Here is a 21,030-nt window from a genome sequence, read left to right on the forward strand (position 1 = left end):
CGCCCTTTGCTCGTCAGGAAGAATCTTTTAATAGGGTTATAATTTGATACACTTCAATTTTTAATCACCGCAATGCTTCAACCCATACAACATTGACATCAAATATTGAAAAATAGATCTCTTTCATCAAATAAAAATAAACGGGTTCAACGAATCATCAGAATACTCATATTCTCTCTCCCTCACATGAAGAAGGTCAGAATGAGGCGTATTTTATGCCGATTTATGGTTTTAAAATGGATTGATGAAATAAAGCGACCAATAATCAATATATTGCCATATTTAAATCACCATCCTCATTAAATGCTTCATTAAAAGCATCAACAATTTGAATTAATTGCTGTTCATCTTGCGTAGGTACCAGCATCCAATATGGATTTTCTCGATAAACCACCAAGAGTGATAACTGGTGCTGGTCTGCCAGATTTTTAATGGCATCAAAAATGATTTCCTCAGTACGTTCCATGACATCCATTTGCTCTTCAAATGAAATATCGTCATCTTCCTGAAGTTGTTCAAAGCATTCCTGAACGGCAATTTCAATCTCATTTTGCAATTGCTCAGTGTCAACATTGTACTTTTTAAAATAAAAGTTATCTTCAATCCCATTGTCACTGTATTCTTTTAATTCAATATAATGCAGCAAATTTTGATCTTCATTGATCCATTCATCAAATGTATGGAATTCATCGTCTACTGGGATGGGCTGCATGTTTAATTCAGCAAAAGTGGCTTGAAGAAGTGAGTAAATTTTATGTGACATGCGGATCTCTCTCATGGCTTTATTATAAAGTGAAAAGTAAAACTTTAAAAATCAGGTCGATCTGGAACAATCAAACAATGCATAGTGCTCTATACTGATATCTTCATCATGAAACTGTTTATTGAAATGCTTACAAAACTTTTCGATCTTGTGCTCATGGTTCGGAACGATTAACCAATAATAATCTTCAGCGTAGATTAGAAGCAACTCATGATGATGTTGTTTTGCCTCGGTTAATATTTCTTCAAATACAATATCATAGACTTGATCTTGCACATTATAATAACGCCCGATAACATCTTTGTGCAATTCGTAATGATCAAATAAAGGTTGAGCTCTTTGGCGAATCTTGCTTTGAATGCCTAGACTATCAACGGCATATTCATGAAATACAGCACTTCGCTCAATCTGATTTTCATGAAACTCCATGCGATCTATTTTCATCAAATAGGCGCGGAAACGACCACCGAATTTTTCTGCAGCAAGCCAGTTTAAAAACGCTTCAAAACTTTTACGATACTTCTTTTTCGGCATATCCCTTTGCTTCAATTCAGGAAACCAATGTTGGAGTATTTTATAAATTTTTTTATCGTCCATTTTCTTATACTTAATCAAACAAGCGAATATTGATGAAGATCAATTTTGAATACCTTGATTGAGCATAGCTAACTCATTTGAAGGTTTTATGACATAATTCAGGTTTTATTTACATATATCAGTTTATATTCAAGGTTTCGAGATTGGCGATTGAATACTTTAACTATAAAATATATAAAAATTGAAGATGATAATGCTCGCACAATTCAAGTGCTGAGATAAGGATTTTGTAGAATGGCGCAGTTCGCTGTCATCGGTTTAGGTAGTTTTGGTGAAGCTGTTGCGCTTGAACTGACCAACTTAAATCACGATGTGATTGGCATTGATACCTTAAAGAAAAATGTTGAAAATATTGCAGACCAAATCAGTCATGCCGTCATCGCAGATGCAACTGATGAGCATGTTTTAGATGAACTCAATATTAAAAATTGTGATGCTGTGGTGGTTGCGATCGGTGAAGATATCGAAGCCAGTATCCTGTGTGTACTCCATCTCAAAAACTTAGGCATTGAAAAAATCTTTGTCAAAGCCAAATCTAAATCCCACCACATGATTTTATCGCATTTGGGAATCAGTAAAATTATTCATCCTGAAGAGGATATGGGCATCCGGGTTGCCCAGTCTTTAAGTTATCCAATGGTCAGACGCTACATGGCGCTGAACAATGATCGTTATATCGTAAAAATCGAAATCGGTGCAAATTTACAGGGCGCTCAGTTTCAAACCGTCATGGAAAATACTCCCGAATTAACCACATTATTGTTACAACGCGGATCTCATGTTCTCTATGATATTGCACCTGGCACAATTTTACAGGAAAAAGACATTTTAATTCTTGAAGGTCCTGTAGAAATGCTCAGACAATTTTCGATTCGCTTCTTATAGTCATAATCATGCGTCTATCTAAAAAAGAACTGATCAACAAGCAACATAATAGTATTAATCTCAGCCCACCAAGTTTACTTGCTTTAGGTTTTTTGAGCTTTATTATTATTGGAACAGTATTACTGAAACTCCCTTTTGCCCATCAAGGTGATTTGACTTGGGTTGATGCTCTCTTTACGGCGACATCTGCAGTAACGATTACAGGACTTTCTGTTGTCAATATCGGTGAATCACTGACTACATTCGGTCAAGTGGTGGTCATGATCTTGATTCAATGCGGCGGTTTGGGATTTATGACTTTTGCAATCCTCGCTGCCCTGAGCCTATCTTCCAAAATCGGGCTGAAACAGCAAATCATGGCACAAGAAACCATTGGGCAAACCAGTCTAGCAAGAGCAACTTTTACGGTTAAAGGTGTTTTTCTCTATTCCTTATTTTTTGAAGCGATTGGCACGGGTATTTTAACCATGGCATGGTCACATCATTATGATCTAGAGCATGCTTTCTTCTATGCCCTGTTTTACAGTATTTCTGCATTTAACAATGGTGGATTCTCGCTATTCCCCAACAGTTTAATGAGTTTCTCAGATCAGTATATGGTGACTTTTACCATCAGTATGCTGTATATCATTGGTGGTATCGGTTTTGTTGTGTTGATGGACATCAAGAAAGCCAAGCGCTGGAAGAAGCTTTCAACCAACAGCAAATTAATTCTATCTACCATTGCCGGGCTCAATCTTTTTGCATTTATCGTGATTTGGGCGATTGAAGCATCTAATCCACTCACACTGGCACCGATGACATTCGGTGATCAGGCACTCAATGCATGGTTTCATGCAACCGTTCCCCGTTCATCTGGCTTTAACAGTCTGGAAGTCAGCAGTATGACCAATGCATCCACCTTAATCACCATGGTTTTAATGTTTATTGGGGGTGGATCGCTCAGTACAGCTGGGGGGATTAAAGTGGGTACATTTATCATTATGATCTTGAGCGTCATCACTTTTTTAAAACGTTCAGATGAAATTACCGTATTTGGTCATTCCGTTTCTCATCAAGCCACATTTAAAGCACTGGCAGTCATTGCAATCACATCTCTTCTGATTTTGATTGGCTTTTTTACCTTATTGATTCTTGAACCGGATAAAAAGTTTTTAGATTTATTATTTGAAGCCGTTTCCGCAGCTTGTACTGTTGGTTTATCACGAGGAATAACTGAAAACCTGCATGCAGGCAGTCAAATTGCCCTGATCTGTCTCATGTTTGCTGGACGTCTTGGTCCACTTACATTGGCTTATCTGATTGCGACACCAAATAAAAGTCGCGTGCGCCATCCCACTACAGAAATTCAAGTGGGTTAACTTCTGTCTTGGTACACAAATGCCTAAAGATCATTCAACACATAGCCACCAGCTTATTTTGCCAAGACAGTGTTAAGTTTGTTGTCTATATTTAAATAAGCTGTACTGATAGCATTAAAAAAAAGCGATCTTATTTTTGACTGAGATCGCTTTTTTATCTCTTTGAATGAATTATTCAACTTCCAGTTCACTGTTTCCTTTAATCAGACGATGTTCTGACTGTAAATATTCATCAGACTGCATTTCCAATAAACGTGAACGGGTACGTTCAATTTCAAAGGCAAGTTTTTCACCTTGATAAATTTCAATAATTGAATCTTCAGAGGTCAACAATAATTTTACTCCACGATCATAAAACTCATCGACCAGATAAATAAAACGCCGTGTTCCTTCTGAAAGCAAATCAGTCAAATGTGGGACATTACTCACCAGCACAGTATTATAAATATTTGCAATTTCAATAAAATCCGATGGACTTCGCGGCTTCATACAGAGCTCCCGGAAATCACACCATAATACATCCTCAGTATGCCCCAGAGTTTCAACAATACGATTGTTGATGGTGATCGGTTCTTCCGACACTGTCTGTGAAGCGGTTAAAGCACTAAATCGCTTTGCCATCCAAACTTTATTATCATCGCTAAGCGGTGCTTTGAATAATTGGGCCTGCTTCAATACACGTAAACGATAATCCACACCCGCATCGACATTTAAAACCACACAATGGGTTTTTACCATTTCAATGGTTGGAATAAAACGATCGCGGTGGATACCATTTTTGTATAAGCCATCTGGCGCTATATTTGATGTCGCCACCAAAGTAATGCCGCGAGTAAATAACTTCTGAAACAAGTCACTCAGAATCATCGCATCAGTTACATTGGATACAAAGAATTCATCAAAGCAGATGACAACAGCTTCTTTGTAAATCTGATCCGCCACCATATCCAAAGGATTACGCTGACCAGATAATTTATTGAGTTCTTTATGAACAAATTGCATAAAGTGATGAAAATGCATCCGTGTTTTTCGACGAAATGGAATGGAATCGTAAAATTGGTCCATTAACCATGTTTTTCCACGTCCTACCCCGCCCCACATGTAGACACCTTTGGGCGCTGTTTGACGACGGAAACGACGGAAAGCCTTTTTTGAAGCTTTATAACGATTAATCAGCTCTTGCCATACACGTTCCAGCTCATGTACTGCTTGTGCCTGAGCATCATCGGGTAAAAATTGCCCAGAGGATAATGCTTTTGCATAACGCTCAGCAGGTGAAACGGGAGTAAATGCTGTTGAGGAAGTTCTATTCTGATCTAATAACATATCGTATTGTTACTTTTAAAGGCTGAAGGAAGTATAGCGAAGATTTATTTTTGATAAATAAAACTTTGGCATAATTTCTATACTGTATTTCATTTTTAACACCACCTGTTTATTTACCGTACTGTCGAGGGCTTTGTCCAAACCAACGCTTAAAGGCATGATTAAATGCCGCAGGTTCTGAATAGCCCAACAATTCGGCAATCACTTCAATCGAATACTCTTTATATTCAATCAAACGTAAAGCTTTATGTTTAATGAGCTGCTCTCGAATCTGTTTATAGCTCGTATTCAATTGTTGCAACTGATGACGCAAAGTACGCTCAGGAACATTTAAAGCCTGTGCAACCTCAGCCATAGATGGAATGACGCCTTGTTGTAATTCCAAATAATCATTCACCCGTTGAATCAGCGGAGCCACTTTCTGCTCTTCAGCATTCAAGCGTTCAATTTCAGCAATACATTTTGCCTCATAAACCCGATGGGTAATGGGATCAGCAGAAGGTATGGGCAATTGCATTACATCTTCATTAATCCAAAATGCAGCTTTATCACAATTAAAGTGTAAATCTGAACCATAATAATCATGGTATTGTTTTAAAATAACCGGGTCTTGAGGTTGCTGAAATGGCAATTCAATTCTGACACTTGGTGCAGTTAATCCCATCATTTTATAAATATCGTCGAGAAATTTATAAGTGCCTGAAATTTCACATTGTGCCCGAAGTAATCCCATTTCGGTTTCCAAATCCACTGGTTGATAGGTCAGTGCAATTTGATGGTCACCTTTTTCAAGCCCGAGTACTCCGTACAGATAGGTCAAACCTTGATAACGAATCCCATTTTGAATTGCATCACCGACATTGTTGCAAGTCACCAATAACATCAATAAGGGACCATATCCTGCAAGCGAATAGTGCTGACCAATGAATAATCCTGTTTCAGGTTGCACACCCTGACCGATAATTTTCTGGATATCCCACTCTAAACTGGGATGAATAATTGAACTCGGATCAAGCGCGTCAGCTTTAATCCCGACACTTGCAAGTCGAGAGTCCACATCAATTCCCGCATTACGCATACCATGAATTAAATACATCAAACCGAGAATCGATCGCTTCATTTCATCATCATTTCATTTTCACCCAAACTTTTTACTACAAAGTCAACATTTTGGGAATTGCCGAATATATCAATTTTTATGTCATTGCAATCATATTTCAAATCCAACAGTTTCGATATTCTATGCAAAACTGGAAAACTCAGAGTGAAGAAAAATGAGTACAACATCTGCGGTTCAAGCAAACACACAAACAACACAGGTTGCCATCATTGGTGCCGGCTTTGGAGGATTAGCCATGGCAATCCGCTTAATAAAAGCCAACATCCATGATTTTATTATTGTTGAAAAAGCCAATGATGTTGGGGGAACATGGCGTGAAAACCAGTATCCAGGTGCTGCTTGTGATGTTCAGTCGCACATGTACTCACTTTCATTTGCGCCCAAAACAGATTGGTCTAAACGTTATGCGGAAGCACCTGAAATTTTTGATTATATTCAAGATTTGATTCAACAATACGATTTAAAAAAATATATCCAATTTAATCAAGAAGTCATTGCCGCACATTATCATGAAGATCGGTTTAATTGGCATTTAGCATTAAAAAATGGTCAGCAAATTAACGCTCAATTTGTTATTTTTGCATCGGGCCCCCTGCATGTTCCACAAATACCACAGATTAAAGGCATTGAAAAATTTAAAGGTGAAGTATTCCACTCTTCTCAATGGAACCATAAATATAACCTGAATCAAAAGAATGTTGCCTCTATTGGTACAGGAGGAAGTGCAATTCAGTATATTCCCGAAATCGCGGATAAAGTTCAAAATCTCTATGTGTTGCAACGAACACCCGCCTGGGTAATCCCACGTGACGAACGCGCATACAATGCTCTTGATAAAAAACTATTTCAACGCTTTGAATGGTTTAGAAAACTGCATCGTGCCCGTTTATATTGGTCAAATGAGTCGCGTGTGGTCCCAATTGTCAAGCCACAAATCATGAAATACGGTCAAAAACTTGCTGAAGCCTTTATTAGATTTCAGGTCAAAGATCAGCAAACCGCACAAAAACTCATCCCTGATTATGTTATGGGCTGTAAACGGATTTTGATTTCAAATAAATATTTCCCAACTTTCAATCGCGACAATGTTGAACTGATCACTGATGCCATTCAAGAAATAACCGAGGACAGCATCATCACGAAAGATGGTAAAGCACGCCAAATTGATTGCTTAATCTATGGCACTGGTTTTATTACCGATCCCCGTATTTATTTAAAATCTTTTGATTGCTATGGGGAAAATGGTCTTGAGTTAAAACAAGCTTGGAAAGACGGTGCAGAAAGCTACTATGGCGTCATTACCAAAGGCTTTCCAAACTTATTCCAATTGCTTGGACCAAATACTGTATTAGGGCATAATTCTGTTATTTTCATGATCGAGTCTCAGGTCAATTATATTTTACAATTGATTCAGATGGTGCAAAACACCCAAACCCAGGCTGTTGTGGTTAAAGCAGAAATTCAAGATCGATTTAATGACAAAGTACAAAAGCAGCTCGAAGGTACGGTTTGGCAATCCGGATGTGTCAGTTGGTATCAACAGGATGGCGGTAAAAACTTTGCACTTTGGCCAACATATACTTGGAAGTTTTGGTTAGAAACACGCAAGATCAACCCAGGCAATTTTAGGTTGTTGGGCAAACAACAAAAGGTTCAGGCCAAACCTCAAGCTGCATAATTTTTTATGATCTGATCACAATATTGCAAACAGCTTTTAAAAGCTCCGTTATAATAGATAGGTTCTCACTACCTATCTATTTTTATGCAATCGCTTTGGTTAATTTTCCAACTCTTATTTTGCTTATTTTTTGGATTTGTTCTCGCTCGAAGAATTCCTCAAGTTATCGAAAAAATCGCATTCAAGATATTGCCTTATTTTACTTATATTTTGTTGATTGCCATTGCAATTGAATTTTCTCAAACCATTCATAATATTACCAGTCCCACACAGATTCTCACCAGTGCTGCAACCATTGCACTGAGCACTTCACTGGGAGCATTTGTCTGTTGCTATCTGGTGTTTAAAGCCATTGGTCTTAAACCTGCTCAAGGTAAAGTTTCTGCCGAATTACTGCTTGGTTCTTTATTGAATATTAGTTATGCATTTATTGCTTTGGCTGTGGGTTATGCTGTGGCAGAGTTTGCGCACTATGCCAGTGTCCCCTTGCATATCAGTACATGGAACTTACTATTGCTCTATATGCTATTGATTGGCTTAGATTTGGCTTATTCGCCACTGGATCGTTCATGGTTAAACTGGAAAATCATGCTTGTCCCATTGGCTTGTGTGATCGGTTCGTTATTAGGAGCCTTTGCAGCTTTTTTCTTGGTTCACGATATCAGCATGCGAGATATGATTATGTTGTCACAAGGTTATGGATTTTACTCTATGACTGGGATTGTAGTCACTGAATTGAAGAATGCACACTTAGGCAGTATTGCCTTAATGAATGATTTGTTTAGAGAAATTTTTGCGATTTTATTGATGTACCTCATCGGTTGGCGCTACCCTCGTTCAGCAATTTCATCAGCAGGCGCCACAGCCATGGATGTTACTTTACCTATGGTCAAACAAGCCTGTGGAAATGATTTTATTCCGCATGCCATGGTCAGTGGTTTTATCCTTTCTGTACTTGCACCGATAGCGGTGAGTGTATTGGCAGCACTTTAAATGCATATGATTTTATTGGACCCATTCTATAAATAGATTTTTATTCCCGTTAAAAAATAAACCCTCTGTTCCTGATTAAGAAAAGAGGGTTTTTTAGCCTGCCACTAAGTTATAATGTCGCTAAAATATCTTTGAGCATTTGACTCGGATTCTCTGACTGAGTAATTGGTCGACCAATCACTAAATGTGTTGAACCATCCAACATGGCTTGCTTCGGTGTTACAATTCTTTTTTGATCATCTGCATTTGTACCTGCCGGGCGGATGCCAGGTGTAACGAGAGCAAATTCTGCACCTAAATCTTGACGCAACATTTTTGCTTCTTGTGCAGAACACACTACACCATCCAAACCACTATCTTGAGTAAGTTTAGCAAGACGTTTCACCTGTTCAAAAGGCTCAATATCCAAACCAATATCCCGCAGATCTTCCCGTCCCATTGAGGTCAAAACAGTTACGGCTATCAGCTGTGTAGAATAATTACCCGCTTTTAAACGTTCTACACAAGTTTCCATCATCTTGCGGCCACCAGAAGCATGTACATTGACCATCCATACCCCCAAGTCAGCCGCGGCACACACCGCCTGCGCAGTCGTGTTTGGAATATCATGAAATTTTAAATCTAAAAAAACTTCAAAGCCATGATCATGCAATGCTTTTACTACACTTGGACCTTCATGAGTAAATAATTCTTTGCCTACTTTTAAGCGGCATAGTGATGGATCCAACTGATCGGCAATTGTTAGGGCGTCATATTGGCTTTTTGCATCTAGGGCGACAATAATACTCACAGATCTTCATTCCATCACATAAAATTTGGCACATTATAAAGTGATTAACAAAAGCAGAAAACCAACATCAGCAAAAAACTCAATCTAACATGGCAAAATATCTCTATCTCTGTTCAGAAATTAAAATTGCGCGTGTATCTTGCTCTAGTGCTTCAAAGATGTGTTCTTGATCTGCAGGATAAGACATATAATCTCCAGCATTAAGAACTTCACTGGCATCGATTAAACCCACTTTGGCAGATCCTTGCATAATAATAATATGTTCAACACTTCCAACAGGATGCGGTTGGCTACAACGTGGCTCACCAGGTTGAGTGGTTAAAATATACACATCACGCCTTGCATTCGGTGGGCAAGTTGCCAACAAAACTGCTTGATAATTTGATATTTCAGATGTTACAGATGCGCCATCACCATAACGAATAATGTGAGATGTTTGTGTTTGAGCCTCGACTAATTTAGCAAAAGGGATATTTAACGCTACACATAATGCCCATAGGGTCTCTAGGCTAGGATTACCTTGCCCAGACTCAAGTTGAGAAAGTGTTGACTTTGCAACGCCAGCACGCCTAGCAACTTCACCCAATGATAATCCAGCGTTCGTTCTTTCTGTGTGCAAGTTTTTTGCAATGATTTCAATTGGGATAGACATTTTCACCTCAAAAAGTACGATCGTTCGATTTGACGAACAAAAATAATATCACTATTATAACAAATGAGCGTTCGCCATATCGAACAGTTTTGTACTCTAAATCAAGGCCAATTCAGATGAAGTATAAAGAAATTAGAAATTTACCCAGGCCCATCGTAAAGTCGATTGTAATCATCTGTATAGCAACCGCCATGATTGGTATTTCACTTGGTTCACTTGCCATAAGCTATCAGCTCCCTATTTGGATACCATTGTTGCTATCCACCTGTGTGCTGGCAGGCGCAGCAGAATTCACCTTCATTGGAATGATTGCTTCTGGAAGCAGTCCCATTACTGCTGCGATTGCAGGCTTATTAATTAATTTACGCCATCTTCCTTTTGGTTTGGTAATTCACGATTTTATTGAAAATAACAAATTTAAATACTTTGCAACACATATTATGAATGATGAAAGCGTGCTATTTGGACTAACTCAACCTACACATGAGCTAAAACGTAGTGCCTATTGGTTATGTGGAATCGGTATTTTATTTGCTTGGCCCATTGGTGTTTTGACAGGTTATTTTGTTGGAAGCCATTTAGCTTATGCAAAGCTATTGGGTATTGACACCATTTTTCCGGTGGTTCTCTTTGCACTTACGTTTAAAGCATTAAAGCAAAAATCAACCCGAAAATCTGCTATTACAGGGGCAATGATTAGCTTAGCAACAGTCCCCTTTCTACCCACAGGAATCCCCATACTCATGTCATTGTTTGGTCTAATTGCAGGAAGAAAATAACATGAATCAACAGATGATTATTCTTATAGGGATTCTACTTCTTGCAATAGGTACATATCTCATTCGATATTCGGGATTTGTATTTAATCAATATTTTTCCATCAGCAAACAACAAGAACAGCTGTTTAATGATGCAGCAACAACATTACTTTTTTCTATTGCTATTTTGAGTACTTTTTTTGAAGCTAACGGATGGGCTGATTTTGCAAGAATCTGTGGTGTGTTGGTTGCCTTATATTTGATATGGAAAAATTATTCACTGATCACCATTATTTTTATTGCAACACTGACCACGACTTTGTTCCGATTGATCATATCGTGCGATTTTAATTGAGATCTAAAAATCAATACCCCAAACAAAAAGCGCTTTTCCTGTAAAGAAAAGCGCTTTTTTAGCATAATGATTAAAGAGGATTAGAATTCTTGTTTTCGGGTTGAATATCTAATACCGTCTTTTCATGACGTGCATTAGCAGCAGCTTCAGCAGCAGCCAATTGCGCAGTCTGAATTTGTTCTTTTCTGAGATGATCAATATCTTTACGAAGACGCTTAACTTCCCATGCATTTTGGAATACACGGAAAACCTGCACACCAAGCAACAATCCAAGAACAATTCCGAGGAATAAAGTCAATAATAGTAATAGCCCTAAACGCATTGCAGGAACCTGAGTAAACAGCAAGTCTACTGGAAGTTCGGCAGGATTCTGTAGGACTAATGCTAAAGCATAGCCAAATATTACCAATAGTAATGCAACTAAGAAATAGCGCATAATCACCCCATTCGAATTTTATTAGTTGGCAGATTCGTTTACTGCATCACGCAATGCTTTACCAGGCTTAAAGTGCGGTACTGCTTTCGCTGCAACTTCTACAGACTTACCAGTTTTAGGATTACGGCCTACGCGTGGCTCGCGATGGTGCAGTGCAAAACTACCAAAACCACGAATTTCAATACGATCATCTGAAGACAATGATGCAATCATTTGATCAATCATAATTTTTACTGCTTCTTCAACCAATGGCTCTGCCAAATGTGGGTTCTTGAGAGCAATTCTTTCTATTAAGTCAGACTTATTAAGTGCTTCAGTTGTCATTTAAGACCTCATTAATTTTAATGCTATTTGACATACACTAGATAATATCCTTTTTAAATACAAAAAGGTAGCGCAGTCATCATATACTACGCTACCTTTTACAGTATTTGAATAAAAAATATTAATTAATTACATTAAATAATACTTCTTAACAATAACTTAGTGGTTCATTTGCGCTTTGATCAAATCGCCAATTGTCTTAGGACCATTGTCTTGACCATTTGCAGCTGTTTTCAAGTTAGCTACTGCTTCTTTCTCTTCAGCTTCGTCTTTCGCTTTAATCGACAAGTTGATAGAACGTGATTTACGATCTACATTGATGATTTTAGCTTCAACTTCTTGACCAACTTCTAAGAATTTAGTTGCATCTTCAACGCGATCGCGGTTGATTTCAGATGCTTTCAAAGAAGCTTCAACTTCATCAGCTAACTTAACAGTAGCACCTTTAGCATCAACTGCAGTTACTGTACCTTTAACCAACGCACCGCGTTCGTTAGCAGCTAAGAAGTCATTGAACGGATCGCTGTTCATTTGCTTGATACCAAGGCTGATACGGTTACCTTCTGCATCTACAGACAAGATAACAGCTTCAACCGTGTCACCTTTCTTGTAACGACGAATCGCGTCTTCGCCTTGTTCGTTCCAAGAAATATCAGACAAGTGAACTAGACCATCGATACCGCCTGGTAAACCGATGAAGATACCGAAGTCAGTGATTGACTTGATTGTACCTGAAACTTTTTCACCTTTGTCATGTGACTTAGAGAACTCTTCCCATGGGTTCGCGCGAGTTTGCTTGATACCCAATGAAATACGACGGCGCTCTTCATCAACTTCAAGAACCATAACATCAACTTCATCACCAATCTGAACAACTTTAGATGGGTGGATGTTTTTGTTAGTGTGATCCATTTCAGAAACGTGTACTAAACCTTCAACACCTTCAGCAATTTCAGCGAAGCAACCGTAGTCAGTTAAGTTAGTAACACGTGCTTTAACGATAGAACCTTTAGGATAGCGGTTCATGATCGCTAACCAAGGATCTTCGCCTAATTGTTTAAGGCCTAAAGATACACGATTACGTTCTTTGTCGAATTTAAGTACTTTAACAGTAACTTCTTGACCCACTTCAACAACTTCTGAAGGGTGTTTGATACGTTTCCAAGCCATATCTGTGATATGTAGAAGACCATCAATACCGCCAAGGTCAACGAATGCACCGTAATCAGTAAGGTTTTTGATTGTACCTGTAACTGTTTGACCTTCTTCCAATTGAGAAAGAAGCGCTTCACGGTCAGCTGAAGATTCAGCTTCCATAACAGCACGACGAGATACAACAACGTTGTTACGTTTAGCATCAAGTTTGATTACTTTGAATTCTAACTCTTTACCTTCAAGGTGAGTTGTGTCACGGATAGGACGAGTGTCTACCAATGAACCAGGTAAGAATGCACGAACTGGACCGATGTCAACAGTGAAACCGCCTTTAACCTTACCAGAGATAACACCAGTAACGATTTCGCCGTCTTCAAAGATTTTTTCAAGTTTAGTCCAAGTTTCAGCACGTTTTGCTTTTTCACGTGATAAAACTGTTTGACCCATACCGTTGTCAAGCGCTTCAACAACAACATCAACTTCGTCACCAACTTGAACTTCAAGTTCACGTTGTTCGTTTAAGAATTCTGAACGTGCAACAACACCTTCAGATTTAAGGCCTGTGTCAACAGTAACCCAGTCAGAGTCGATGCTAACAACGATACCTTTAATAACGGCACCTTTGTCGATATTAAGAGTTGATTCGCTTTCTTCAAAGAGGGCTGCAAAAGATTCGGTCATGATATACCTAGAAAAGTCAGCGGTCTTGGATCAGACAAGGCCGGTTTAGTTAAGCATCTACATAGTCCATATAAAACTGATCAAGCTATGCTTTTGCTAATATTTAATAAAAATATTCGTTACTTAGCCAAATGGGCATCGACATAATCAGTCATCAGTTTGAACACTTCATCAATGCTCAAATCTGAACTATCGATGATATACGCATCTACTGCTGGCTTGAGTGGAGCGACTGCGCGTTCCATATCTCGCTTATCTCGAGCTTGTATATTAGCTAAAATGTCGCTTATTTTAACATCCAGCCCCATTCCCTGCAACTGTTTTACACGACGTGCTGCACGGGACTCAGCCGATGCGGTGAGATAGATTTTAGCCTGCGCTTGTGGAAAGAGCGAAGTCGCCATATCTCGACCATCTGCCACCAAACCAGGTTGTTTGGCAAATGCGTGTTGGCGCTCAACCAGAGCCGCTCTAAGTTCAGGAATTGCAGCAACCTTTGAAGCAAACTCACCTACGCGTTCAGTACGAATAGTTTGGGTGACATCTTCACCATCCAGCAAAATTTGTGTACCAACATCCGTGGTCTTAAACACAATATCCAGATTTGTTGCAATTGTAACGCTTTGTGCAAGGACAGTTGCTGAGTCTAGTGAATCAAGTAATTCTTTTTGATGCAATGACAACCCAAGCAGACGATAAAGCGCACCTGAATCCAAGAGATGAAATTGATAATGATCTGCGAGTTTTGCAGCCAATGTTCCTTTTCCAGAACCACTCGGCCCATCAATCGTGATAATTTGAATTGTCATTGTATTTCCAATTAAGCTACAGACTTTGCAAGTTTCTTAAAGCCAAGTGTAATCGCTAGTTTAAGCTGTGCAAGTATTAATTTACTGATAAAGGGCGCACGTGCTTGTAATTCGATCGTATAGTTGACACGGGTTTTATTTGGCGAAAGTGCTTCAAACTCGATAATTCCAATATGATGTTTGATTAAGGGATTTTTAATCAATTTATATTCAATACGTTTATTGACATCTAAAAAAGTGATTTGTTCTTGAATCGGTTTAATTGGACCAAACCCCATGCGACGAATGGATCCCAATCCATCTGGACGTTCAGGATCAGCCGCATCTTTTACCCGTACCACTTGTACTGGCGCAAATGCTACATTGTAGGTTGCATGTTTTGACAGCAGCTCAAAAACTTGCTCGACTGGTGCATCAAAGTCTTGTTTTACTTGAATAGAATTCATTATTGTACCCTTCTATGACGGTCATATATTTTGTTGCATTTATTTTTGACAATATCAATTGTCATTAAAACCATCAGTATTCTAGATCATTTTAATGTGTCATTTAAGGTCTTTTGTTGTTGCTTTAATTGTTTTTTTTGTTCACGACGCATTTTAAAGAAATTAGACAGTTGAAGTGAACATTGTTCTTGCAGACATCCTCCATCATATTGAAATATATGATTGTAATAACCCGTTTCCAATAGCTTTCGACTACTGACCAGCGACCCTGCTTTGGGTTCTTCTGCACCAAATACGACCCGATGTACTCTTGAATGTATTAATGCACCCACACACATGGTACAGGGTTCAAGGGTGACATATAAAGTAGCATCCTCTGGAAGGCGGTAGTTTTGAATCTTTTGGCATGCTTTTCTTAATGCCTGAATTTCGGCATGTGCTGTGGGATCATGGCTGGCAATGGGTTGATTGTATCCCATGCCAATTACCTGACCTTGACTCACCACTACAGCACCGACTGGGATCTCCCCCAAGGAAGCTGCGAATGCAGCCTGCTCCAAAGCAAGCTGCATCCATTTCTCATCGATACTTTGCTGAAGTTCTTGAGTCATGGCACTCTAAAGGATGCCATACTGAGTAAGCAAACTATTCCAGCTTTCTATGCTCGTTTTTGGTGGATTATGCCCAAGAATTCCTTTCAATGTTCTTGATTCAATCTTCTCCCATTCAGGAGATAAATCCTTGTCCACTAAACGCGCACGCACACCCTCAACAAAATCTGGATGGCGAATTTTCCAGTCAGAAATTTGTTTTTCCAATTCAAATACTTCAGCCCAAGAATGAACTTGACGCCCCCATTGCCATAATAGCCATGTAATTGCAGCCGTACTTGGAGAGCCTTTTTGTAAATTCTCACTGGCCTGACGCAACCAGTCACTGCGCGCATCACTTAAACCGATGATCGCTTCGTAGTCTTGTTCAAAGTTCACACCACGACAAACACTGTGAATCACATCCAAAGAATTTTGTAACGGTCCAGGTGATACCGGGCGATGTAAACTATTTAATGTGTCATCCAAAGCACGGAAATCACCCGCAGGATAATGATCCCAATCAATATCAAGCAGTTTTTGCAATACAACATCACGTTGTGCATCACAAATATGGGTTGCCCAACCGATTCCATAACCACCAGCAGCAGTCATGATTGAACCCGTTAAACCAGTAAACAATCCAATTGGACCACGATCAGCCAAGAAGCGCGTCGCGCCTACATCTGGATAAAGTCCAATATTCACTTCTGGCATAGCCAAACGAGAGTAAGGAGTCACCAAACGGAATGGCGCAGCCATAAACAAACCTAGCCCACCACCCATCACATACCCTTCGCCCCACACGACTATTGGCTTAGCGTAGTTATGCAGCAATAAATCTAGAGCATATTCAGTTTCAAAAAATTGATTGGCAGTTTCAACCTCATTGTTAATCACCAACTGACGAAGCTTACGCACGTCACCACCCGCACAAAATGCCTTAGGTGTCGTTGAATCCAACCAAATTGCCTTGACTGAATCATCATGATGAAAATCTTGAAACAGTTTTAAAAGTGCTGCAACGATGGATTCATCAAGGGCATGAAGCGATTTAGGGCGATTTAAACGAATAATCCGCCAGCCATTTTGTGCTTCATCGATAATCAAATCAGGGTGGTAGTTATTTATTTCGGGAGAATTTGTCATGCGTCCAGCTGCCAGTCGATTGGCTCAATGCCATGTTGTTTCAGATAATTATTTGTTTTAGAGAAAACCTTACAACCAAAAAAACCACCACGATTTGCTGCCAATGGAGATGGATGAGCAGCCTTTAGTACCAGGTGTTTGTTCTGATCGATACGTTGTCCTTTTTTTTGAGCATATGCACCCCAAAGGATAAACACAATATGCTCGCGTTGTTGATTAAGTACATCAATGACATGATCGGTAAAGTTTTCCCAGCCACGTTTCTGATGTGAAGTTGGCTGCCCTGCCTCTACGGTCAATACACTGTTAAGCAGCAATACGCCTTGTTGTGCCCATTTACTCAAATCACCATGTCGTGAGACTGGAACACCTAAATCGGTATTCAGTTCATGAAAAATATTGCGCAAAGACGGAGGTAAGGCGACTCCTTTTTGCACAGAAAAACTTAATCCATGCGCTTGATCAGGACCATGATAGGGATCTTGTCCAAGAATCACCACTTTAACATTTGGAAGAGGTGTCGTGTCTAAGGCATTAAAAATAAGTGAACTTGGAGGATAAATGGTTTTATTTGCATTCTTTTCCGCCACTAAAAAAGAACGTAAATCATCCATTTGCTGACTTAAAAGAAAATCCGCCAAGCTTTCTTTCCAACTTTGATCTAACCGAACTTGATTTAGTTTTGTTTGTTCGAGTTCAGACAATTGCATCAACTTTCATCCTAAATTTAAATTTCCTAAAAAACTTATTTATATCTAAATGGATTTCTTTACTGAAATCGCCATTTATATTTTAACCTGTAAATCCACCTCAGGGTTTTGAAATTGAACACCTTGTTTCAATTTTTCATACATTTCAGGATCTGTCCACTCGGCTTGAACTTGTTCAGAGAAAATAATTTTATCCAAACTTAACAGTCCCATCTGCGCATTTTCAATATCTTCCTGAAAACTCTGTGCATATCCAGTATCTGTTTCATGCACGATGACAGAATAAACCTCAACATCACCTTCACCATTCTGGGTAATGGTTGATTTTAGAACCTGTTGCGCAAGAAAGAAAAATACACGGGAAAACTGCTCAGCTGAAGGTGAAACTGGCAATGCCACCCAACGTGCGCTAAATGTTTTACATGCTTGAATATACTCAGCACTATCTTCTTGCCAAAAACAGATCGCATGATCAAAGCTATCAAAAATTTCTTTGATTATTCCCTTCAGCAATCCAAAATCATATACCATTTGACCATGATCAAGTTTTGAAGCTTTCAGTAATAATTCAACTTTATAGCTATGCCCATGTATAGATCGTTTGCAACGATCTGATGTGCAATTACGCACAATATGTGCATTTTCAAACTTAAATAACTTACGAATTAACATGAGCCAAATTTTATAAACAAAGCGGTTAAGAAACTCGATTATAAAGCAAAACTCGAACCCTGAGCATTAATTTTCTCGTTCATTACAATTAGCCAAAAGGATACCCCTTTTTTTGGCTTGGATTGAGCTTAACCAATTCAATAAAATATCTCAACCAACCTTTTTACAACCTTTAAATTTCTTTTAAAATAATATACTTACAAATATTTCTTAATCTTTCTTGCTAAAATGGTGCCAAGCTTCGCGAGTATACAAATACTTGTGACTGATCATTTCTTAGCAAATGGCTGGTAAATTGACGCTTGCGATTGCTTAATAAAACTTCGATTTTCGCTTTAAAGTAATTCGATCTGACACCAAAAATTTTATCCGCTTCCGTTTTTGCCGCCGCCTCAAGAGTATCAAATGGCGATATTTTCATCAAATCTCCAACATTGGCAAAATACTCAAGTTTTTCTTGGCGTGCATTTAAAGCAGTTTGAATGCTATTCACATCTAATTTTTCATCAAATGCAGCTAAAACCAATGCAGGTGCTGTATTTACATTAATTCGAGTATTGATGTCTGGTAAAGCCGATATATAAGGTGCAATCAAATCATATTTGCTCCCTTCAAAACCACGTACCAACTTTAACTCTTCGATACTGGCAAATTTGCGATTTGCAGCAGAATAAGGTTTAGCAAGCCCTTGATAATAGCTTGTTTCTGCTCCCATTGCTCCTATTGTTTCATTATCAGGATCTTGCCAATCTATAACCGCTTGAACATTATCGGCAGGCAACCCAACACGCACCAACAGTTTAGAGAAATATTTCTGTGCTGCCTCATTCGGTTTACCCTCATTGTTCAATAAACTGTTGAGATTGAATTTACCCGACTCATCTTCCAGTACACCTGAAACATACCCATCTTCTACAGGAAATGCTGGCATTGGTTTTGCCCATGTTTCTTGAAGATAGTCCGCTTGCTTACCATTCTCACTATCCTGAACCAATATCTCTGAATAAAAAGCTTCTGCACTTTGAGCATAAAATAAGGCTTGGCTTTGACGTTTTAAAAAACCCGTGCTTTGATTCGTATAACTTTGATGTTTCGCAATTGCTGCGGCAATAATGGTTGCCAAAGCCACCATCACCAAAATAGTAATTAAGGCGATTCCCTGCTGTGGTCTGAGTTGTATAAATGATTTAACCATTTTGATTATTCTTTATCAAAAAATCAGTATTCAATAAACTGAAAATCCATTCGTATTCTACGTCCCGAATCATAATTTTCATTTTAATCCCACGTGGCAATTGGCTGTCATTTTTAGTTAAGTCATTTGGCCAACGATCTGACTCATTTGGATTAAGTATTTCAATTTGATAGCTGTCTACATCTGTCAACATTACACTAGATAATGGTTGTTCCGAGCTATTCCGATTTAGATTTGAATATTTTAATCGATAGAGTTTTTTTGCTTGCTGGTCATAACTGTATTCTACTCGCTCGTAAGGTGAGAGACCTTGCTTTAAAGGATCTGTAACACCGGCTTTACTGAATGATATTTTTTGCCGGTCTAAGCGCAAAGCCGGTTCGATTTGTTCACCAATCCGGGCTGAAATCGGAACGATTTGCAAGGTATCACGCTGAATTTGCTGATATGCACCTTGCAATTGCTCCAAATTCTCTTCATGCATGACATTGCGATCTTTGACCTTAATCAAATAGTCAAATATCTTCCACCCCAAGGCAGAAAGTACAGCAAATATAGCAATTGCCACCAGCAATTCAATTAATGTGAAACCTGATTTTTTTCTGACATTTACAGCATTATTGTTTTTATCGGAGGTGAATTTCATGACTGTTTTTCTTTAATTGGATAATTATAAAACACCATATTGGTAATTCCAGCTTCAACTTTACCTGTATCAGTATTAAATAAGCTGACCTGCACATCGATTTTTTGCACATCAGGACTTAGCGTAGATTCTGCTTTTTTATCCACCTGCCATGTTTCACCTTGAGCAGTGATCTGTTTTGAAGCCGTACCCGTTAGCCACTCTCGGTTAATCATCATCATTGAAATTTCATTTTGTGCAACAAACTGTGCTTTGGTCCGTAGAATCGCGTTGGCTGTAGATTGGGTATATTGCATCGCAACCTTGGTCAAGGCCATTGCTGCAACAGCAAAGATAGCCAGTGCCACCACTACCTCGATTAAGGTAAAGCCGCTATTTTTCTTCATCTACTTTACCCAAATAATCTACCCGAATCACACCGCCTACAGGCTTTTGTTGATAATACATTTGAATTGTGACGGGCTTGGTTTCTCCATTGCCAAACCAAATCAGCTGCGGCGCATTATTTCCCAATAGATCTGGATTGTTCGCATCTTGAAACCGATGATCTTGAGGTTCAACTAAAAATGAAACCTGATCAGGTAAAGTTCGACGGTTAAAGTCCGTAACCTCTTTCCAAGGTTTAGAATCAATAACTCTTATGCCTTGTTCAGTGCCCTGCTGCCTTGGAATATATTCAACCAATCCATATTGTGCAGTAGCCACATCGGTTGCAGGATGAAAATCCAAAGCATAAATACGGGATTGATCATTGGCTTCACGATTGATTTGCCTTAAATCCAGCAATAGCATCTCACGTGCCTGCATTGCCTTACGTTGATCTACACCATCAATATTTAAAACAATCAATGATGCGATAATACTGATAATAACAATGACAACCATCACCTCAATCAAGGTAAAGCCTTTATTATTGAGAGATGATGGCATACGCTTCAT

At 38.9% G+C, this 21,030-nt stretch carries 25 protein-coding genes; 6 read left to right on the forward strand and 19 right to left on the reverse strand.

Features of this window, described 5'->3' with window-relative positions:
- Window positions 1–265: 265 nt before the first annotated feature.
- Both IMO47_RS03470 and IMO47_RS03475 read right to left on the reverse strand, forming a co-directional pair.
- The gene (locus IMO47_RS03470) at window positions 266–763 is read right to left on the reverse strand and encodes a hypothetical protein (RefSeq protein WP_196074932.1); all 498 of its coding nucleotides are present in this window, start codon (window positions 761–763) and stop codon (window positions 266–268) included.
- 51 nt (window positions 764–814) lie between these two features.
- Window positions 815–1,360, reverse strand: a complete 546-nt coding sequence (locus IMO47_RS03475) for a hypothetical protein (protein ID WP_196074931.1) — start codon at window positions 1,358–1,360, stop codon at window positions 815–817.
- 234 nt (window positions 1,361–1,594) lie between these two features.
- Between IMO47_RS03475 and IMO47_RS03480 the strand changes: the two genes are divergently transcribed.
- Entirely contained in the window at window positions 1,595–2,245 is a 651-nt protein-coding gene (locus tag IMO47_RS03480) for a TrkA family potassium uptake protein (protein ID WP_196074930.1), read from the forward strand.
- A gap of 8 nt (window positions 2,246–2,253) precedes the next feature.
- Window positions 2,254–3,606, forward strand: a complete 1,353-nt coding sequence (locus IMO47_RS03485; RefSeq protein WP_196074929.1) for a potassium transporter TrkG — start codon at window positions 2,254–2,256, stop codon at window positions 3,604–3,606.
- Between the two features lie 171 nt (window positions 3,607–3,777).
- On the opposite strand, the gene zapE is transcribed toward IMO47_RS03485, so the two are convergent.
- Both zapE and IMO47_RS03495 read right to left on the reverse strand, forming a co-directional pair.
- A complete protein-coding gene (zapE, locus tag IMO47_RS03490; protein ID WP_196074928.1) occupies window positions 3,778–4,932 on the reverse strand; it encodes a cell division protein ZapE in 1,155 nt (384 codons plus the stop codon).
- Window positions 4,933–5,041: 109 nt separating this feature from the next.
- Window positions 5,042–6,052, reverse strand: coding sequence for an AraC family transcriptional regulator (locus IMO47_RS03495; protein WP_196074927.1), 1,011 nt, complete (start codon window positions 6,050–6,052; stop codon window positions 5,042–5,044).
- A gap of 154 nt (window positions 6,053–6,206) precedes the next feature.
- Here IMO47_RS03495 and IMO47_RS03500 point away from each other — a divergent pair, with 154 nt between their 5' ends.
- Both IMO47_RS03500 and IMO47_RS03505 read left to right on the forward strand, forming a co-directional pair.
- Entirely contained in the window at window positions 6,207–7,730 is a 1,524-nt protein-coding gene (locus IMO47_RS03500) for an NAD(P)/FAD-dependent oxidoreductase (protein WP_196074926.1), read from the forward strand.
- 84 nt (window positions 7,731–7,814) lie between these two features.
- Window positions 7,815–8,723 (forward strand): lysine exporter LysO family protein, encoded by a 909-nt coding sequence (locus IMO47_RS03505; RefSeq protein ID WP_196074925.1) that lies wholly within the window; start codon window positions 7,815–7,817, stop codon window positions 8,721–8,723.
- A gap of 109 nt (window positions 8,724–8,832) precedes the next feature.
- Here IMO47_RS03505 and pyrF read toward each other — a convergent pair whose 3' ends face one another.
- Entirely contained in the window at window positions 8,833–9,513 is a 681-nt protein-coding gene (gene pyrF / locus IMO47_RS03510; RefSeq protein ID WP_196074924.1) for an orotidine-5'-phosphate decarboxylase, read from the reverse strand.
- Window positions 9,514–9,616: 103 nt separating this feature from the next.
- The gene (locus IMO47_RS03515) at window positions 9,617–10,165 is read right to left on the reverse strand and encodes an XRE family transcriptional regulator (RefSeq protein WP_196074923.1); all 549 of its coding nucleotides are present in this window, start codon (window positions 10,163–10,165) and stop codon (window positions 9,617–9,619) included.
- A gap of 116 nt (window positions 10,166–10,281) precedes the next feature.
- On the opposite strand from IMO47_RS03515, the gene IMO47_RS03520 reads away from it, so the two are divergent.
- Both IMO47_RS03520 and IMO47_RS03525 read left to right on the forward strand, forming a co-directional pair.
- Complete coding sequence (locus tag IMO47_RS03520; RefSeq protein ID WP_196074922.1) at window positions 10,282–10,944, forward strand: AzlC family ABC transporter permease; 663 nt, start codon at window positions 10,282–10,284, stop codon at window positions 10,942–10,944.
- A 1-nt stretch (window position 10,945) separates the two neighbouring features.
- Window positions 10,946–11,278, forward strand: a complete 333-nt coding sequence (locus IMO47_RS03525; protein WP_196074921.1) for an AzlD domain-containing protein — start codon at window positions 10,946–10,948, stop codon at window positions 11,276–11,278.
- A 70-nt stretch (window positions 11,279–11,348) separates the two neighbouring features.
- On the opposite strand, the gene IMO47_RS03530 is transcribed toward IMO47_RS03525, so the two are convergent.
- From IMO47_RS03530 to IMO47_RS03590, 13 genes are all read right to left on the reverse strand, one after another.
- Window positions 11,349–11,714, reverse strand: coding sequence for a lipopolysaccharide assembly protein LapA domain-containing protein (locus tag IMO47_RS03530; RefSeq protein WP_196074920.1), 366 nt, complete (start codon window positions 11,712–11,714; stop codon window positions 11,349–11,351).
- Window positions 11,715–11,735: 21 nt separating this feature from the next.
- A complete protein-coding gene (locus IMO47_RS03535; protein ID WP_004720793.1) occupies window positions 11,736–12,038 on the reverse strand; it encodes an integration host factor subunit beta in 303 nt (100 codons plus the stop codon).
- Window positions 12,039–12,197: 159 nt separating this feature from the next.
- Window positions 12,198–13,874, reverse strand: coding sequence for a 30S ribosomal protein S1 (gene rpsA / locus IMO47_RS03540; RefSeq protein ID WP_004830978.1), 1,677 nt, complete (start codon window positions 13,872–13,874; stop codon window positions 12,198–12,200).
- A gap of 119 nt (window positions 13,875–13,993) precedes the next feature.
- Entirely contained in the window at window positions 13,994–14,683 is a 690-nt protein-coding gene (gene cmk / locus IMO47_RS03545; protein ID WP_196074919.1) for a (d)CMP kinase, read from the reverse strand.
- A gap of 11 nt (window positions 14,684–14,694) precedes the next feature.
- Window positions 14,695–15,129: an SRPBCC family protein gene (locus tag IMO47_RS03550; protein ID WP_196074918.1), complete on the reverse strand. Its 435-nt coding sequence runs from the start codon at window positions 15,127–15,129 to the stop codon at window positions 14,695–14,697.
- A gap of 86 nt (window positions 15,130–15,215) precedes the next feature.
- The gene (tadA, locus tag IMO47_RS03555; protein WP_196074917.1) at window positions 15,216–15,740 is read right to left on the reverse strand and encodes a tRNA adenosine(34) deaminase TadA; all 525 of its coding nucleotides are present in this window, start codon (window positions 15,738–15,740) and stop codon (window positions 15,216–15,218) included.
- Between the two features lie 6 nt (window positions 15,741–15,746).
- Window positions 15,747–16,868, reverse strand: a complete 1,122-nt coding sequence (locus IMO47_RS03560) for an enoyl-CoA hydratase/isomerase family protein (RefSeq protein ID WP_196074916.1) — start codon at window positions 16,866–16,868, stop codon at window positions 15,747–15,749.
- Window positions 16,865–17,578, reverse strand: a complete 714-nt coding sequence (gene ung, locus IMO47_RS03565) for a uracil-DNA glycosylase (protein WP_196074915.1) — start codon at window positions 17,576–17,578, stop codon at window positions 16,865–16,867. The genes IMO47_RS03560 and ung overlap by 4 nt, the downstream gene beginning before the upstream one ends.
- A gap of 75 nt (window positions 17,579–17,653) precedes the next feature.
- Window positions 17,654–18,250: a 6-carboxytetrahydropterin synthase gene (locus IMO47_RS03570; protein ID WP_196074914.1), complete on the reverse strand. Its 597-nt coding sequence runs from the start codon at window positions 18,248–18,250 to the stop codon at window positions 17,654–17,656.
- A gap of 223 nt (window positions 18,251–18,473) precedes the next feature.
- Window positions 18,474–19,445, reverse strand: coding sequence for a type II secretion system minor pseudopilin GspK (gspK, locus tag IMO47_RS03575; protein ID WP_196074913.1), 972 nt, complete (start codon window positions 19,443–19,445; stop codon window positions 18,474–18,476).
- Entirely contained in the window at window positions 19,438–20,091 is a 654-nt protein-coding gene (gene gspJ / locus IMO47_RS03580) for a type II secretion system minor pseudopilin GspJ (protein ID WP_196074912.1), read from the reverse strand. The genes gspK and gspJ overlap by 8 nt, the downstream gene beginning before the upstream one ends.
- On the reverse strand, window positions 20,088–20,477 hold the full coding sequence (gspI, locus tag IMO47_RS03585) for a type II secretion system minor pseudopilin GspI (protein WP_196074911.1): 390 nt from the start codon (window positions 20,475–20,477) through the stop codon (window positions 20,088–20,090). Before gspI ends, gspJ begins: the two co-directional genes overlap by 4 nt.
- Window positions 20,464–21,030: a prepilin-type N-terminal cleavage/methylation domain-containing protein gene (locus tag IMO47_RS03590; RefSeq protein WP_196074910.1), complete on the reverse strand. Its 567-nt coding sequence runs from the start codon at window positions 21,028–21,030 to the stop codon at window positions 20,464–20,466. The genes gspI and IMO47_RS03590 overlap by 14 nt, the downstream gene beginning before the upstream one ends.

The organism is Acinetobacter sp. Res13-Abat-PEC15-P4-01 (assembly GCF_015676285.1).
Taxonomy (GTDB): Bacteria; Pseudomonadota; Gammaproteobacteria; order Pseudomonadales; family Moraxellaceae; genus Acinetobacter; species Acinetobacter nematophilus.

Coding starts and splice junctions, on each gene's coding strand:
- IMO47_RS03470 (WP_196074932.1), bottom strand. CDS start 763: ATGTCACATAAAATTTACTCACTTCTTCAAGCCACTTTTGCTGAATTA.
- IMO47_RS03475 (WP_196074931.1), bottom strand. CDS start 1,360: ATGGACGATAAAAAAATTTATAAAATACTCCAACATTGGTTTCCTGAA.
- IMO47_RS03480 (WP_196074930.1), top strand. CDS start 1,595: ATGGCGCAGTTCGCTGTCATCGGTTTAGGTAGTTTTGGTGAAGCTGTT.
- IMO47_RS03485 (WP_196074929.1), top strand. CDS start 2,254: ATGCGTCTATCTAAAAAAGAACTGATCAACAAGCAACATAATAGTATT.
- zapE (WP_196074928.1), bottom strand. CDS start 4,932: ATGTTATTAGATCAGAATAGAACTTCCTCAACAGCATTTACTCCCGTT.
- IMO47_RS03495 (WP_196074927.1), bottom strand. CDS start 6,052: ATGAAGCGATCGATTCTCGGTTTGATGTATTTAATTCATGGTATGCGT.
- IMO47_RS03500 (WP_196074926.1), top strand. CDS start 6,207: ATGAGTACAACATCTGCGGTTCAAGCAAACACACAAACAACACAGGTT.
- IMO47_RS03505 (WP_196074925.1), top strand. CDS start 7,815: ATGCAATCGCTTTGGTTAATTTTCCAACTCTTATTTTGCTTATTTTTT.
- IMO47_RS03515 (WP_196074923.1), bottom strand. CDS start 10,165: ATGTCTATCCCAATTGAAATCATTGCAAAAAACTTGCACACAGAAAGA.
- IMO47_RS03520 (WP_196074922.1), top strand. CDS start 10,282: ATGAAGTATAAAGAAATTAGAAATTTACCCAGGCCCATCGTAAAGTCG.
- IMO47_RS03525 (WP_196074921.1), top strand. CDS start 10,946: ATGAATCAACAGATGATTATTCTTATAGGGATTCTACTTCTTGCAATA.
- IMO47_RS03530 (WP_196074920.1), bottom strand. CDS start 11,714: ATGCGCTATTTCTTAGTTGCATTACTATTGGTAATATTTGGCTATGCT.
- IMO47_RS03535 (WP_004720793.1), bottom strand. CDS start 12,038: ATGACAACTGAAGCACTTAATAAGTCTGACTTAATAGAAAGAATTGCT.
- rpsA (WP_004830978.1), bottom strand. CDS start 13,874: ATGACCGAATCTTTTGCAGCCCTCTTTGAAGAAAGCGAATCAACTCTT.
- cmk (WP_196074919.1), bottom strand. CDS start 14,683: ATGACAATTCAAATTATCACGATTGATGGGCCGAGTGGTTCTGGAAAA.
- IMO47_RS03550 (WP_196074918.1), bottom strand. CDS start 15,129: ATGAATTCTATTCAAGTAAAACAAGACTTTGATGCACCAGTCGAGCAA.
- tadA (WP_196074917.1), bottom strand. CDS start 15,740: ATGACTCAAGAACTTCAGCAAAGTATCGATGAGAAATGGATGCAGCTT.
- IMO47_RS03560 (WP_196074916.1), bottom strand. CDS start 16,868: ATGACAAATTCTCCCGAAATAAATAACTACCACCCTGATTTGATTATC.
- ung (WP_196074915.1), bottom strand. CDS start 17,578: ATGCAATTGTCTGAACTCGAACAAACAAAACTAAATCAAGTTCGGTTA.
- IMO47_RS03570 (WP_196074914.1), bottom strand. CDS start 18,250: ATGTTAATTCGTAAGTTATTTAAGTTTGAAAATGCACATATTGTGCGT.
- gspK (WP_196074913.1), bottom strand. CDS start 19,445: ATGGTTAAATCATTTATACAACTCAGACCACAGCAGGGAATCGCCTTA.
- gspJ (WP_196074912.1), bottom strand. CDS start 20,091: ATGAAATTCACCTCCGATAAAAACAATAATGCTGTAAATGTCAGAAAA.
- gspI (WP_196074911.1), bottom strand. CDS start 20,477: ATGAAGAAAAATAGCGGCTTTACCTTAATCGAGGTAGTGGTGGCACTG.
- IMO47_RS03590 (WP_196074910.1), bottom strand. CDS start 21,030: ATGAAGCGTATGCCATCATCTCTCAATAATAAAGGCTTTACCTTGATT.